Source organism: Microvirga aerilata, from assembly GCF_016743775.1.
GTDB classification, from domain to species: domain Bacteria; phylum Pseudomonadota; class Alphaproteobacteria; order Rhizobiales; family Beijerinckiaceae; genus Microvirga; species Microvirga aerilata.
This window is the reverse complement of sequence record NZ_JAEQMY010000014.1, coordinates 40,072-53,514: the sequence shown is the minus strand read 5'-3', so window position 1 is coordinate 53,514 and position 13,443 is coordinate 40,072. Positions and strand designations below refer to the sequence as shown.

The window sequence follows — 13,443 nt, the reverse complement described above, 5'->3', positions numbered from 1 at the left end:
AAGCGTTGCAAGTGGCGTCTCGAGGACGCGAGGTCAATTCATTCTTTAGAAAAACGAGATGCATCCGCTGCCTGCCTCCCTGAAGCTGTCCCTCCTGACCTTTTCCTTCGCCCTGATCATGTCGGGTTTCGCGCTGGCCGGTGCTGCCTTCGTCAGGGATTCCGCGCTGGTTGCGATCTTCGCAGGATGGTTTCTTCTCATGGCCGCCGGAGCGCCGCTGCTGATCGGCCAGCAGCTCAGAGCGATCCTTCAGGATCGGGACGACCGCGCATCCGATGAATTGTCGGTGTTCGAGGAGGTGACGGTCGACCGGCCCGAGCCGCTCGCCTCGTTTCCTGCTCCCGAAGAGGCCTCCGCGCCTGACGGGGAGGAGGCCCTTCGGCGGATTCAGAAGACGCAGGCCGTCGATCGCCTGCGCGACGGGATCACCCATGACCTCAACAACCGGCTCATGGTGATCAGCGCCAATGTCGACGCCGCGGCACGGCAGATGAAGGACCAGCCGATCCTCCAGCGCAAGCTGCTCTCCGCGCTTGTGGCCTCCGATCAGGCCGCCAAGCTCATCGCGCGATCGACATCCTTTGCCCGGCAGAGCGAGGCCGGGTTCCAGTATCTCGATCTTGCCGAACCGGTGAGCGCGATCGCCGACCTGATGAGCCGCTCGCTCCTGCGCGACACGGTCGAGCTGCGACTGGCCCTGGCGGACGATCTCTGGGCGGTCCAGGCCAATCCGGACGACATCCAGACGGCGCTTGTCACGCTGAGCGCCCATGTTCGCGACGCCCTGCCGCAAGGAGGCGCGATCACGCTCGAGGCGCGCAACGTGCAGGTTCCGAGAGGGACTTTGGCAAACCTGGCGCTCGAGGGCGATTTCGTTCAGCTCGCCATCCGCAGCACCGGACCGGACAGGGAGGCTCAAGCCCACGAGGCGCACGGGAAGGAAACTCACGGCAAGGAAACGCACGGTCGGGAGGTTCACGGGGAGCAGGCCTTTGCCCTGCGGGATCTGGACCTCTCGTCATGGCTGACCTTGCGTCAGGGCCTGCACTTCCTGCAGGGGCTTGGCGGAGCGTCGGAGGTGCGCCGCGATGGGGCCGAGACGGCCATCATGCTCTACATCCCCAGAGCCGAGGCCACCACCTTGCTGCCGACCGGCTCGGCGGGCGAGGACGACACGCCTGACGCGAGCGTGCCGAACCGGACGGAAGTTCTCGTGGTGGATGACGAGCTCGAGGTCGCACTGGCCTTGCAGTCCACCCTGGAGGAGTTCGGCTATGTGACCACCATCGCCACCGATGCTCCCCAGGCCATGAAGAACCTGCACGCGCGCAAGCCCACCCTGGTGCTGGCGGATGTGGCCATGCCCGGAACCATGAACGGGGTCATGCTCGCGCGCGAGGTCCGTCAGCTCTTCCCGGACCTGCCCGTGCTGCTCATCACCGGCAATCCCATGGTGGCCGATGAGAGCAGCGAGTTTCCGCTGCTCCATAAGCCCATCATCAGCCGCGACCTGCATGGCGCCATCCAGCGGCATCTGACCGTGCGCGGCGACAACAAGGTCATCCCGCTTTTCCCGCGCCCCTCGCAGCGCGCCGGCTGATCTACTGCGCCAATGCGGCTGCGCTGAGCGGCTGCGCAACCTCGCGAGCCGCATCGGCAAGGGCCCCGAACAGGCGCTGATGCGGCCTCTTCCAGACCAGAAGCTCCGGGTGCCACTGAACGCCGAGCAGGAACGGGGCGCTCTCGCTTTCGATGGCCTGCACGATGCCGCTCTCGTCGGTCGCGGCGATCCTCAGGCCCTGCCCGAGCCGGTCCACGGATTGGTGATGGAGCGCATTCACCTGGCAGGGATTGCAGCGCAGGATGCGGTCGAGGCGCGAGTCCTGCGCGATGGACACGGTCTTTCGCGGCAGCACGGTGCGCATCTTGGGCGCCTGCACATAAACCTCGTAGATGTCCGTGTGCAGCGTGCCGCCGAGCCCCACATTGATCATCTGCGATCCGCGGCAGATGCCGAGGATCGGCAGCCCGGCCGGAAGGGCGGCCTTGAGCAGGCCGAGCTCCATCTTGTCCCGCTCCGGGTCGATGCGCACGTCGGGCAGAACTTTTCCGCCGTAGATCTCCGCGCCGATGTCGTCCCCGCCGCCGATGATGAGGCCCTGCAGCGGTTCCGCAGGCAGGGGGTTTCCCGGCATCAGGCGAATGGAGCGCGCGCCCACGCGGGCAAGCGCCAGCCGGTGCATGAGATAGCTGCGCCATCCGCCGCGCCGGGATGTGGTCACACCGATGAGCGGGCTCGTCATGACCGTACGATCTGCTCCACCACGTTGGCCCAGCTCTTGTCCTCTCCCTCGAAGGACAGGTAGGCGGAGCCGACCGCGTCGAGCCTCTCGCGGTCGGCGGCAAGCCGCTCGACGCACACCCAGCGGTTCCAGTCCGGCGCGATGCTCCAGCCCGGATCGCTCACCCGGGCGTCCGGCAGCCGGTAGTGGAAGGTGGGACGGCCGTTGATCTTCTCGTTCGGCAGCACGGCGCGCACCCGCTGCGCGTCGAGATGATGCAGCAGCGGCAGGAGGTCGAGGTCGCGGTTCCGGGTCGGATTGAGGCTGAGGTAATCGTCGATGAAGGTGGAAATGTCCGGCCAGTAGTCCAGCGAGACGATCCTGCGCACGTAATCGGCCGGAAATGGGTCGGCAAAGCCCAGCAATTCCCTGGTCCTGTCCGGCGAGGCCTCCCGGCGGAGCCACGGGTTGAGCAGCGCGAAGCTCTTCATGAAGGCCGTGAGGGTTGCCGCATCCTGGCGCGGGATCTCCGGGTTGAAGTGGAGCCCGAAGGCATAGAAGGGCGCATCCTGCGTGCCCCTGGCGCCGAGCCTCCGCAGGATCGTCAGGATCCGGTTGAGGTCCTGGAGACGGTCGAGCCGGGTCGGCGACGTCACGAGCTCGCAGGGGACGAGATAGCTTGCCGCAAATCCGAACAGGGCCGCGATCTTGGGCAGAACCCCGCGTTGGCTCCCGGCCTGCTTGCCCGGATGCAGGATCCGGCTGTCGAGCTCCACCGTCAGGTCCCCGATGGCCGACTCCCTGAGCGCGAAGGCGTGGGGATCCTCCTCGATCAGCCTGCCTCCGAGCGCCTCCTGCAGCGCCTGCACGGTTTTCTCGGCGGAGGGGCCGACGAACTCGATTTCGACACCCACGGTACGCATCCGCCCCTGTTCGTTGTGCAGGATCGGCGGCAGCGCGAAATCGATCGAGGTGGAAAGCGCCGGCTGCGCCATCAAGGAACTCCAGGGAACACGAAAGCGTGAGTGAAAGGATGAACGGACACCCTTCCGCCCCGGTTCCTTTTTTCGGGAACATGCCTGTTCGGCCATGCATGGGGTGGCGCTCCAGGGGCCGTTCGGGCTACAAGCCGGCCATTATGATCTCTCGCATCGCACCCACCGAGCGGGCCGCCTGGATGGCGGAGCTGCGCGCCACGCTGGCCCTGGGCTGGCCTCTCGTTCTCGCCACCATGGCGCAGAACGCCCTGATGACGTCGGACGTGATTCTGATGGGCTGGATGGGCTCGGAAGCCCTGGCGGCCGGTGCGCTCGGCACCAACCTGTATTTCGCCTTCCTGATCTTCGGCATCGGCCTCGTCAACGCCACCTCGCCGATGATCGCCGAGGAGCTGGGCCGCAAGCGCCACTCCGTGCGCGAGGTGCGCCGCACCGTGCGCCAGGGTTTGTGGGCCGCGGTGACCGTTGCCATCCCGATCTGGATCGTGGCCTGGAACGGGGAAAGGATCCTTCTCGCCATCGGCCAGGAGCCCGTGCTCGCCCACAACGCCGGCGAGTACATGCGGGCCCTCCAGTGGAGCCTGCTGCCGTTCCTGCTCTTCCTGGTGCTGCGCTCGTTCCTGTCGGCGCTGGAGCGTCCCGGCTGGGCCCTCGTCATCGGCCTCCTGACGATTCCCGTCAATTTCGGCGCGGCCTACGTGCTGATGGTCGGCTCGTTCGGCCTGCCGGCCCTGGGGCTGATCGGGGTAGGCCTCGGCACGGTGCTCTCCAGCACCTTCATGTTCCTGGCGCTCGCCCTCGTGATCGTCCTCGATCCGAAGCTCAGGCGCTATCACATCTTCGGGCGCTTCTGGCGGGCCGACTGGCCGCGCTACCGGACCCTGTGGCGGATCGGCATCCCCATCGGCCTGACGCTGATGTTCGAGGTGACGATCTTCAACGCGGCCGCCATGCTGATGGGCTGGATCGGCGAAAGCGAACTGGCGGCCCATGCGATAGCCTTGCAGATCGCCTCCTTCTGCTTCTCCATTCCTCTTGGAATCGGGCAGGCGGTCACGGTGCGCGTGGGGCGGGCCTACGGTGCGCAGGACGCGCAAGGGGTCACCCGCGCCGGCTGGACCTCCTATGCGCTCGGCACAGGCTTCATGGTCCTGACGGCGTCTCTCATGATGTTTGCGCCTCATCTGCTGCTCGGGGCCTTCCTCGACATGAGCGACCCCAAGAACGCCCTGGTGATCGACCTGGCGCGCTCGTTCCTGGTGGTGGCCGCCATCTTCCAGCTCGTGGACGGCGCGCAGGCGGTCGGAGCCGGGATGCTGCGCGGGCTGCAGGATACCCGGGTCCCGATGATCTATGCGGCCTTGGGCTACTGGGGCGTCGGCCTGCCGCTCGGCATCATCCTGGCCTTCGGCACGAGCCTTCGGGGCATCGGCATCTGGATCGGGCTCGCCAGCGGGCTTGCGGTGGTGGCCTCGCTGATGCTGTGGCGCTGGCTTCGCCGCGACCGGCTCGGGCTGGTCACGGCAACGCCGCAGGGCCTTCAGGAGGCGTTTGCGAGCTGAGACACGAGGCGCGCCAGGTCGACCGGGGCGAACTGCGTGTCCTCATGGGTCACCCGCACTTCCTCCACGGTGAGGCGGCGCCACTGCGCGAGCTGCGCCAGGGCCTCCTGGATCAGGTCCTCGGGGGCCGAGGCCCCTGCGGTCAGGCCGATGACGGCAGCGCCCTCGATGAAGGACAGGGTCAGGTCCTTGGGGTCCTGCATCAGAAGGGCCGGGCGGCCCTCGCCCGCCGCCACCTCGCGCAGGCGGTTGGTGTTGGATGAATTGCGCGCCCCGCACACGATGATCCGCTCCGCCCGCTTGGCGATGACGCGCACGGCCATCTGCCGGTTCTGCGTGGCGTAGCAGATCGTCTTGACGTCGGGGCCCTGGATCGCCGGAAAGCGGCTTTTGAGGGCGGCGATGATCTCCCGCGTATCGTCCACCGACAGCGTGGTCTGGGTGACGTAGGCGATGCGCTCAGGGTTCGCGACCGGCAGGGTGAGCGCCTGCGCCACGCTGTCGATCACATGAACGGTCCCGTCGATCTGCCCGATGGTGCCTTCGACCTCCACATGGCCGCGGTGGCCGATGACGATGACCTCCCGGCCGGCCCGCGCATGGCGCTGCCCTTCCATATGAACGCGCCGGACGAGAGGGCAGGTGGCGTCGAGCACCGACAGCCCGCGGCCTGCGGCCTCGCGCTCGACAGCCTGCGGAACCCCGTGGGCGCTGAAGATGGCGACCGCCCCGTCCGGAATTTGCGAGATGTGCTCGACGAAGATCGCGCCCTTTCGCTTGAGCTCCTCGACGACGCGGCCGTTATGCACGATCTCGTGCCGCACATAGACGGGCTTTCCCGTCTGCGCGAGAGCGTCCTCGACGGCCCGGATGGCGCGCTCGACGCCGGCGCAGAAGCCGCGGGGAGCGGCCAGCAGGACGGTGAGCGGCGGATGCTCCTGGATCATGCGGCATCCTCCGTCTTCAAGGAGCGTTCACGGGAAAGAGGCGGACGGGCGCACCGGGCGTGGCGAAGGATGGAGGCTGCGTGCTCCCCGGCCATGACCGCACTCTCGATGGTGGCCGGAAGCGAGCCGATCCAGTCGCCCGCGAGAGCAAGGTTCGCAAGCGGCCGCAGGGGAGGCTGCGGCAGCGTCTCGGCCGCCTGGCGGATCGTGGCGCGCTTTTCCTTCACCACCCGCGTTTCGGGCTGACGATCGACGGATGCGTCGAGGCCGAGCGAGCGGAGCGCCGGCACGATCTCGCGCCAGATCCGGGCCGCCGCATTGGAGGCATTCTGATCGACCACATGATCGGCCGCCGAGACGGTGACGCTCACATGATCGGGGCGGATCAGCGCCCACTGGGCCAGCGTGCCCGTGAACCCGAGGAAGCGGGGGGTGCTCAAGCCCGCCATGCGGAAATGCACATTCAGGATGGGCTCGAACGTCTTCGGCACCGGAAGCGCCGGCAGGAGCCGCTCCACCTCGTAGGGCGGCAGGGCCAGAATGACCCGGTCGTCGGGGCCGAGCATCACCGTGCGGTCCGTGAGCGCGAGCCCGATCACGCGCTCCTGGCTTGTCAGAAGCATGCGCAGGCGCTGCCCCGTGAGGACGGCAGCGCCCCTGGCCTGCAGGGTGGCGACGGCCGGCTCGATCAGGTCCTGGCTCAGCCCGTTCCGCGCCACCAGGAGCCTGCCGGCGCCGGGCCGGATGAACTGCCGGAGAGCGCAGGCGAGCCGCTGCGACGAAGCCTGCGACGTCGGGGTGTTGAGCACCGCCACGGTCAGGGGCTCGATCAGGTTGTCCATGATCGGCCCCTTGCCGATGATCGACGCCACGGGGCAGTTCCTGGAGGTGAAGACAAGGCGAAGGATGCGGCCGAGATCGGGCAGGGTCAGGCCCCGCGGGCGGCGCGACGGCAACAGCCAGGACCAGGGGGAGAGCCCGACCCTTCGGGTTTCCCCCGTCGGGCCGTCGTACAGGGTCAGACCCTTGGGCTCGGGCTCGAACCAGCGGTCCCGCGCACCGATGGCCTTCAGAAGATCGAGCGTGTACCCGTTGGCCGTGAACAGCACATGGGTGCCGTTGTCATGGGTGAATCCGTCTTCCTTGCGAAGCGTCCGGCAGCGCCCGCCGGGCTGCGGCGCGGCCTCGTAGATAATGGCCTCGCCGCCCTCGGCCGTCACCGCAAGGGCGGCGCTCAAGCCCGCGATGCCCGCTCCGATGATATGGGTGCGCCTCGTCGTCATGCAGGCCTCATGGCGCGGGTGATGAGCTGGAGCCGGTCCGTGGCGCTCAGGCGAAGCTTGCCCTGGCGCACGCCCCAGCCGCGGGCCGCGAGGCGTGCGAGCACGCGGCGGTAATTCTCCATCATCAGGATGGCGGGCTTGAGGGCTGCGCGGTCGAGGCGCGTCAGGGCCTCGTCCGCGGCCGCGAAGCCGGCGCGGGCTTCCTCGGCAAGGCTCTCGCAGACGCGGGCGAAGCGCGGATCGGCCACGAGGGCTGCCGCCGGGGCGTCCTGCAGCCCGAGCTGCGCGAGGCGCGAAAGGGGAATGTAGACCCGCTCGCAGGCCGCGTCCTCGTCCACGTCGCGCAGGATGTTCACGAGCTGCAGGGTGCGTCCGAGATTGAGGGCGAAGTCATGGGCGGCGGGCGCGCCGAAGATGCGGATCGAGAGCGCTCCGACGGAACCTGCCACCCGGCGCCCATACAGGCCGAGCTCATGGTCGCTTGCCAAGCGGACCCGGTCGGCGCAGTCCGTTTCCATGCCGTCGAGGAGGGCATGGCATTCCTCCAGCGGCAGCTTGAACAGGCTCGAGGCGCGGGCGAGCTCGCGCCCGATGGGCGTTTCCGGAGCGCGGTGCAGCCGGTCGATCTCGCAGCGCCAGTCGCGCAGAAAGGCGCGCTTCTCGGAGGCGGGCGCGGCGCCGTCGGCGATGTCGTCCGCGGCCCGGCAGAAAGCATAGACCGCATGCATGGCGCGGCGGCGCTCCCGCGCAAGGCTCTGCATGCCCAGGCGGAACGACGAGCCTGAGCGGCGCACCACCGCTGCCGTGACCCGATGGTCGCCGTTCACCGGCGCACGCGCCAAGCCGCCGAGCCCGCGCAGGAAAGCCTTGATGGCATCCGGCTTGTTCACCTGCACGCGCTGGACAACCGGATCGGCGAGACGCAGGCGCTGGCTCAGGCACCGGGCCAGGGCAATCGTGGCGATGCTCTGAGCCCGCAGGCGCCTGCTCTGCAGATGCTGCGGCAGGCATTGCGCCTGATCGATCAGGGCATCGACCCGGTCGAGCATGGCGTCGAACACGCTGCGGCGGATCGTGGCCTGCGACGGATCGAAGAAGGCGGCCTCCGAGCCTGCGGCCATCATCCAGCGGATCGGGATGTAGATGCGGCCCAGGCGCTCCCGGTCGTCGCCGCAATCCTGGAGGTGGTTGAGAATCTGGAGCGCCGTGCAAAGGGCGTCCGCCGGCGCCTGCGCGGCAATGCGCTCCCCATGCAGGGCAAGCAGGAAGCGGCCGACCGGATTGGCCGAGAGGCGGCAGTAGCCGACCAGCTCCGCCCACTCGTTGTAGCGGGCCTTGACCACGTCCTGGCGGAAGGCGCGCAGCAGGTCGCGGGCCTGAACGAGGCCGGCCTTGTGCCGCCTGTCGGCCGCATGCAGGCGCGCGGCCTCTGGAACGGTGGGATCGCCGGACACGAGCGCCTGTTCCAGCGCCTCGAGGCGCGCCAGCTTTTCGGCGGCTCCCAGGTCGGGAGCATCGGCCACATCGTCGGCCAAGCGCGCGAAGCCATAGAACGCGAGGGCCGCATCCCTGTGTTCGGACGACAGCACGAGAGACGCCACGGGAAAGTTCTCGTTCCGCGGTTTCTTCGATGCCTCTTTGGCGCCCGTCTGCATTGCGTCACCCTACGGGATAAAGCCTCCCTTTCCATCCGGCACGGCGGGCCCTGCCGATCCGCAGGAGAACGCTCCATTGGATGGCAAGTCCCACGAGGGTGGTGAAGGGATGCAAGGGAATGGACCAGGGATTCTCGCGCGTCACGACGGTGACCACGGCGCGGGACGAAAGCGACAGAAACGCCGCAAGGGCGATGGGCCATGCGGGCCAAAGCGGCAGGAGGGCGAACGGGAGGACGTGCCCGCCCAAAAGCAGGATCGTCCAGACGGGCAGGGCCACCGGCGTCGCCATGCCCTCATGGGCGTTCTTGGCAAAGCCGATCCACGCCTCCCGGAAGCCCGCATACATCCGGCACGAGGCCAGCCGCTCGCCGGGCACGAGATCCGTCATGAGCCCCTTGCGGCGGAAGAGCCGCGCCAGCTGAATGCCGTCGTGAATGCGCGAATGGATCGCCGCGTGGCCTCCGCTCAGGCGATAGGCCTCGCGCTCCACGAGCATGAGCTGACCGCAGGCGGCGCCCAGTCCCGGATCGCGGGACAGGCGCATGAAACCCATGGGCAGGTAGCCGAGAAGCAGCAGGTTGATCGTGGGCACGGTGAGCAACTCGCCGGGCGAGCGCATGATCTGGCGCGGGACGGCGCTCACGAGACCGGCATCGGTTGCCTGCGCGTGGCCCGCGAGCAAGGCTGCCGCATGGGGTTCAAGCCTCACGTCTGCATCCACGAACAGGAGGTGCGTGCCGCGCGCCGCCTCGGCCAGGTGGTGGCAGGCATGGACCTTGCCGGTCCATCCCTCTTGCAGGGGCGGGGCGGTGAGAAGGCGCACCCGCGCGTCGCGGGCCGCATAGGCGCGCACGATCTCCGGCGTCTCGTCCGTCGAGCCGTCGTCCATCACCAGGATCTCGACGGGCACGCCCATGCTTTTCAGGGCCGCATCGAGCGCGGGGCCGATATTCGCCGCCTCGTTCCGGGCGGGGATGAGAACCGAGACGAGAACGTCGCCTTGCGGGAGATGCCGCGGCGTCGCGCGCAGGATGTTCAGGTTCATGACGACCAGCACCGCGGGAAGCGCCGCCAGCGCCAGCAGGATGAGGCCGAGGATCACCATCATGCGTGCCCCTCATGCGAGGGGTCGAAGGTGCGCCCGCGCAGGGCGGCCGACAGCCTGCGCCAACCATCGTAGACCCCGCCGATCCCGGCGCGACCCTCGAGCACGGCGCGGAACCGGTCCGGATCGCGGCTCTGCACGTCGGCGCTCAGGCGGTCGAGGGTTCGGGTGAGGTCTGCCTCCAGGTGCTCCAGGCGGGCAGGGCGCGCAAGGGCCAGAAGATCGCGACCCTGCATGGGAGCCCCGAAGGCCATGAACGCCTCCGCGCCCCGCTCCAGCCAGAAGCCGTACTCGATGGCAAGCGGCAGAACCGTGCAATCCGGCGCCAGCTCGATCAGGCGGGCCACACCGGGCTTCAGCCCCAGCGGCCGCTCGCGCACGTCGCTGAAGCGTCCCTGCGCGGTGATCCAGAGGGAGCGACGGGGCGAGGCGAGGATCTCCCGGCTGGTCTTCAGGAAATTCGCCGCGCCGCGCGGGGTGTGGAGGTCGACGCCGAAGGCGCCGATGCGGCCGAAGATGCCGTATTGCTTCAGCATCTCGGCATCGATGGGAGCATAGCTCTCATAGGCCGGAAAGAACCGGTCGGCCGCGACGATATAGACGGCCGCATCCCACCAGGCGGGATGATTGGAATAAACGATGACGGGACCGCCGGGAGGCGCAGCGGGCATGCCCCACTGCGCGACCCGCAGCGCGTTCATGTGCCGGGTGAGATAGCGCCGGAAGGTGGAGACCATGAAGCGGTGAAGCAGGGCGGAGCGGCGCGCGACGGGAGAGGCTCCCGCGTCCTGGGAGGGGGAGCGCTCCGTGGCTGCCTGATCCGCTTCCTGATTCAAGACACGTTCCGTAGATTCTCGGCCTTGTGATCCGCATCGAGCGCGTCGGCTGCGATCCAGCCCGACATCATGACCATCGGCATGCCGGGGCCGGGATGAGCCGCGCCGCCTGCAAGGTACAGGCCGCGCACCTGCCGGCTGCGGTTGCCCGGCTTGAACGCGCCCATGAACTTGCCGTGGCTTGCAAGCCCGTAGATCGCGCCGTTGAGCACCTTGTAGCGGTCGTGAATGTCCTGCGGCGTGAGATGGCGTTCGACGACGATGCGCTCCTCGATGTCGCTCATGCCGGCCGTGCGTTTCAGCTTGTCGAGAATGACCTGGCGGTAGGCCGGGAACATCTGCGACCAGTCGTGGTGCGGGCGAAGATACGGCGTGTGCACGAGAACGTAGAGCGCCTCGCCGCCTTCCGGCGCGACGCTCGGGTCCGTGGCGGCCGGGGCGGCCAGATAGCAGGTGGGATCGGGCGCAGGCTCGCCCCGGCGGTAGATGTAGTCGAACTCCACCTCCGGATCGCGCGAGAACACGAAGTCGTGGTGGAGGATGTGATCGTAGCGCTTCTTAAGGCCCAGATAGAGCACCACCCCGGAGCAGGCGGGCTCGAAATCCTTCCGGGCGTAATGCTCGCCCACCTCGCCGCCGACGAGTTCGCGATAGGTGCGGATCGAGTCCATGTTCGAGATGACGCTGTCGTACTGCGCCACGTCGCCGTTGGCCAGCACGAGGCCCGTTACCGCACCGTTCTCGATATTGAGCGAGGCCACGTCGCTTTCGGTCTTGAAGGTCGTCCCAAGTTCCGTCGCGAGCTTCGCCAGGGCCTCCGCCACGGCCCGGGTGCCGCCCATGGGATACCACACGCCGTCGGCCGCCTGCATGTGGGCGATGGCGCACAGCACGGCGGGGGAGCCATAGGGCGAGGAGCCGACATACTGCGTGAAGTGGTCGAGCATCTGGGCCAGGCGCTCGTCCTTCACCTTCGAGCGGATGGTGCCGGCCACCGAGGAACCCATGCGCAGGGACAGGACATCCCGCAAGGTTGCGGGATTCATGTTGGCGCGGATGTTGATGGTGTCGAACAGATCCTCCACCGGCTTCCAGAAGAAGAAGCGGTTCGAGATGTCGTGGAGACGGGAAGAGATCTCCTGAAAGCGCTTGTAGCCGTCGCCCGCACCCTTGCCGGGCGCGAAGCGGTCCATGACCTGCGCCATGGAGTCGATGTTCTCCTCCAGGTCGATCTGCGTGCCGTCATCGAAGAAGCAGCGCCATTGCGGATCGAGCCGCACGAGGTCCACATAATCCGAGAGGTTGCGTCCGGCCTCCGCGAAGATGCGCTCCAGCACGCGCGGGACGGTGAGGATCGTCGGCCCCATGTCGAAGCGAAAGCCGTCCTCGTGCAGCACCGCCGCCTTGCCGCCGATCCAGGCGTTCTTGTCATAAAGCGTAACCTTGTGGCCGCGGGCCGCCGCGACGCAGGCTGCAGCCAGCCCGCCCAGTCCTCCGCCGATGACGGCGACCGAAGTTCCTTGAGCGCTCACGAAGTCCTCCCGCGGGGCACGAGCCTATCGTTCATGGGGCGCATGTCCAGTCGTCTTGGTTCTAGGAAGCCCATCCTCCACTTCAAGGCAGTTCACGCAGGTTTGGGCGGCGGGCGCAGATCATGCGCAGCGAACGGCCTCCGGGAGCGCGGATCACCGGGGCGAAGCCGGCATCGATCAAGCGTGGCCGCATATGGTCGATGCCGCGTGTGTTGCCTCCCCACAGGAGGTTCTTCAGGCGGTTGACCGCAGGCGCGGTCCCAGGCCCCTCCTGGGCGAGAGCGGCGACCAAAAGCCAGCCGCCGGGCCGCAAGGCGCGAAAGATCCGCTCGGTCGCATCCTGGATGATCGCGTCGGGCAGGAACATCTGAGGCAGGAAGGCGAGATCGAAGGCGCCCGTGTCCTCCAGGTCCTCGACCCGTTCACGGCGAATGACGATGCGGTCCGTCAGACCGGCCTCCCGCACATGCCGCTCACCGATGGCGGCCGGATGAGGGGCGGGCTCGAGCGCCGCGGCCCTCAGATGGGGAAAGCTTTCGCAAAGCGCGATCGACAGGCCTGCGGCTCCGGCCCCGACATCGAGGAGCGCTGCCCCTGGACTTTCCAGGCGCGCCACGAGACCCGGCAGGAATTTCAGCTTCGGAAGCGCCTTCGTGGTCCAAAGCCGCGTCAAGGCGCCTTGAGCCTCGATGACGGCTTCATCCGTATGGGACCAACCGTCGAGCGCGAGGGTGCCGTCGGCGAGCCTGCGCCGGAAGTCATCGGTTTGAAGAAGGGGAGCGCGCAGGGCCGCCCGGAAGGTTGCGGCGCCTTCAGGGGACGTGAAGGGCAGCAGGGCCGGTGCGGCCATCGCCCGTTCCTGTTCCCACACCACGAAGCCGAAGCCTGCAAGCACGTCGAGCAGGCTTCGCACGAGGGCCGGCGGCAGGGACAGGTCCCTGGCCAAGGCTTCCGGCGCCGCCGGCTGTCCGAGGCGGGTGAGCAGGCCGCTCTCGGCACAGGCCGCCAAGGCGCTCGCCGTCCAGATCGCGGTGTCGGCTTCCTCGAGCGCCCTCAGGACATCGTCGGCTTTTCGACAGGGGGCGCGGCCACGGAGCGGCCGCCAGGAGCCCCACCGGAGGGAGCCCAGCCCGATGCGGTCTCCGCCGTGTGACAGGAGGGCATAGGCGCGCCACCACATGGCCGCCTACCGGATCGTGCGGGTTGTCGCTTGGGCGGGCGCGACGGCTGGAAGAACTCC

Annotated in this window: 11 protein-coding genes; 2 read left to right on the top strand and 9 right to left on the bottom strand. The window is 68.1% G+C overall.

Features of this window, described 5'->3' with window-relative positions:
• Positions 1–58 precede the first annotated feature (58 nt).
• On the top strand, positions 59–1,600 hold the full coding sequence (locus JKG68_RS11990; protein ID WP_202059626.1) for a response regulator: 1,542 nt from the start codon (positions 59–61) through the stop codon (positions 1,598–1,600).
• A gap of 1 nt (position 1,601) precedes the next feature.
• Here JKG68_RS11990 and JKG68_RS11985 read toward each other — a convergent pair whose 3' ends face one another.
• Entirely contained in the window at positions 1,602–2,303 is a 702-nt protein-coding gene (locus tag JKG68_RS11985) for a gamma-glutamyl-gamma-aminobutyrate hydrolase family protein (RefSeq protein ID WP_202059624.1), read from the bottom strand.
• Entirely contained in the window at positions 2,300–3,277 is a 978-nt protein-coding gene (locus JKG68_RS11980) for an amidoligase family protein (RefSeq protein WP_202059622.1), read from the bottom strand. The genes JKG68_RS11985 and JKG68_RS11980 overlap by 4 nt, the downstream gene beginning before the upstream one ends.
• 143 nt (positions 3,278–3,420) lie before the next feature.
• Here JKG68_RS11980 and JKG68_RS11975 point away from each other — a divergent pair, with 143 nt between their 5' ends.
• Positions 3,421–4,842: an MATE family efflux transporter gene (locus tag JKG68_RS11975; RefSeq protein WP_202059620.1), complete on the top strand. Its 1,422-nt coding sequence runs from the start codon at positions 3,421–3,423 to the stop codon at positions 4,840–4,842.
• On the opposite strand, the gene ispH is transcribed toward JKG68_RS11975, so the two are convergent.
• From ispH to JKG68_RS11940, 7 genes are all read right to left on the bottom strand, one after another.
• Complete coding sequence (gene ispH / locus JKG68_RS11970; protein WP_202059618.1) at positions 4,821–5,789, bottom strand: 4-hydroxy-3-methylbut-2-enyl diphosphate reductase; 969 nt, start codon at positions 5,787–5,789, stop codon at positions 4,821–4,823. The two genes, JKG68_RS11975 and ispH, sit on opposite strands and share 22 nt — an antisense overlap.
• Complete coding sequence (locus JKG68_RS11965; RefSeq protein WP_202059616.1) at positions 5,786–7,072, bottom strand: hydroxysqualene dehydroxylase; 1,287 nt, start codon at positions 7,070–7,072, stop codon at positions 5,786–5,788. Before JKG68_RS11965 ends, ispH begins: the two co-directional genes overlap by 4 nt.
• A complete protein-coding gene (locus JKG68_RS11960) occupies positions 7,069–8,727 on the bottom strand; it encodes a squalene/phytoene synthase family protein (RefSeq protein WP_246515365.1) in 1,659 nt (552 codons plus the stop codon). Before JKG68_RS11960 ends, JKG68_RS11965 begins: the two co-directional genes overlap by 4 nt.
• 4 nt (positions 8,728–8,731) lie before the next feature.
• On the bottom strand, positions 8,732–9,835 hold the full coding sequence (locus tag JKG68_RS11955) for a glycosyltransferase family 2 protein (RefSeq protein WP_202059796.1): 1,104 nt from the start codon (positions 9,833–9,835) through the stop codon (positions 8,732–8,734).
• Positions 9,835–10,572 (bottom strand): lysophospholipid acyltransferase family protein, encoded by a 738-nt coding sequence (locus tag JKG68_RS11950; RefSeq protein ID WP_202059794.1) that lies wholly within the window; start codon positions 10,570–10,572, stop codon positions 9,835–9,837. Before JKG68_RS11950 ends, JKG68_RS11955 begins: the two co-directional genes overlap by 1 nt.
• Before the next feature lie 95 nt (positions 10,573–10,667).
• Positions 10,668–12,203 carry a phytoene desaturase family protein gene (locus JKG68_RS11945; protein ID WP_202059612.1) on the bottom strand — a complete coding sequence of 512 codons (1,536 nt, stop codon included), beginning with the start codon at positions 12,201–12,203 and terminating at the stop codon, positions 10,668–10,670.
• A gap of 82 nt (positions 12,204–12,285) precedes the next feature.
• Positions 12,286–13,383 carry an SAM-dependent methyltransferase gene (locus tag JKG68_RS11940; RefSeq protein ID WP_202059600.1) on the bottom strand — a complete coding sequence of 366 codons (1,098 nt, stop codon included), beginning with the start codon at positions 13,381–13,383 and terminating at the stop codon, positions 12,286–12,288.
• Positions 13,384–13,443: the final 60 nt, after the last annotated feature.

Bases quoted from the DNA above. Each gene is read 5' to 3' on its own strand.
- JKG68_RS11990 (WP_202059626.1), top strand. From the start codon at position 59: ATGCATCCGCTGCCTGCCTCCCTGAAGCTGTCCCTCCTGACCTTTTCC.
- JKG68_RS11985 (WP_202059624.1), bottom strand. From the start codon at position 2,303: ATGACGAGCCCGCTCATCGGTGTGACCACATCCCGGCGCGGCGGATGG.
- JKG68_RS11980 (WP_202059622.1), bottom strand. From the start codon at position 3,277: ATGGCGCAGCCGGCGCTTTCCACCTCGATCGATTTCGCGCTGCCGCCG.
- JKG68_RS11975 (WP_202059620.1), top strand. From the start codon at position 3,421: ATGATCTCTCGCATCGCACCCACCGAGCGGGCCGCCTGGATGGCGGAG.
- ispH (WP_202059618.1), bottom strand. From the start codon at position 5,789: ATGATCCAGGAGCATCCGCCGCTCACCGTCCTGCTGGCCGCTCCCCGC.
- JKG68_RS11965 (WP_202059616.1), bottom strand. From the start codon at position 7,072: ATGACGACGAGGCGCACCCATATCATCGGAGCGGGCATCGCGGGCTTG.
- JKG68_RS11960 (WP_246515365.1), bottom strand. From the start codon at position 8,727: ATGCAGACGGGCGCCAAAGAGGCATCGAAGAAACCGCGGAACGAGAAC.
- JKG68_RS11955 (WP_202059796.1), bottom strand. From the start codon at position 9,835: ATGGTGATCCTCGGCCTCATCCTGCTGGCGCTGGCGGCGCTTCCCGCG.
- JKG68_RS11950 (WP_202059794.1), bottom strand. From the start codon at position 10,572: ATGGTCTCCACCTTCCGGCGCTATCTCACCCGGCACATGAACGCGCTG.
- JKG68_RS11940 (WP_202059600.1), bottom strand. From the start codon at position 13,383: ATGTGGTGGCGCGCCTATGCCCTCCTGTCACACGGCGGAGACCGCATC.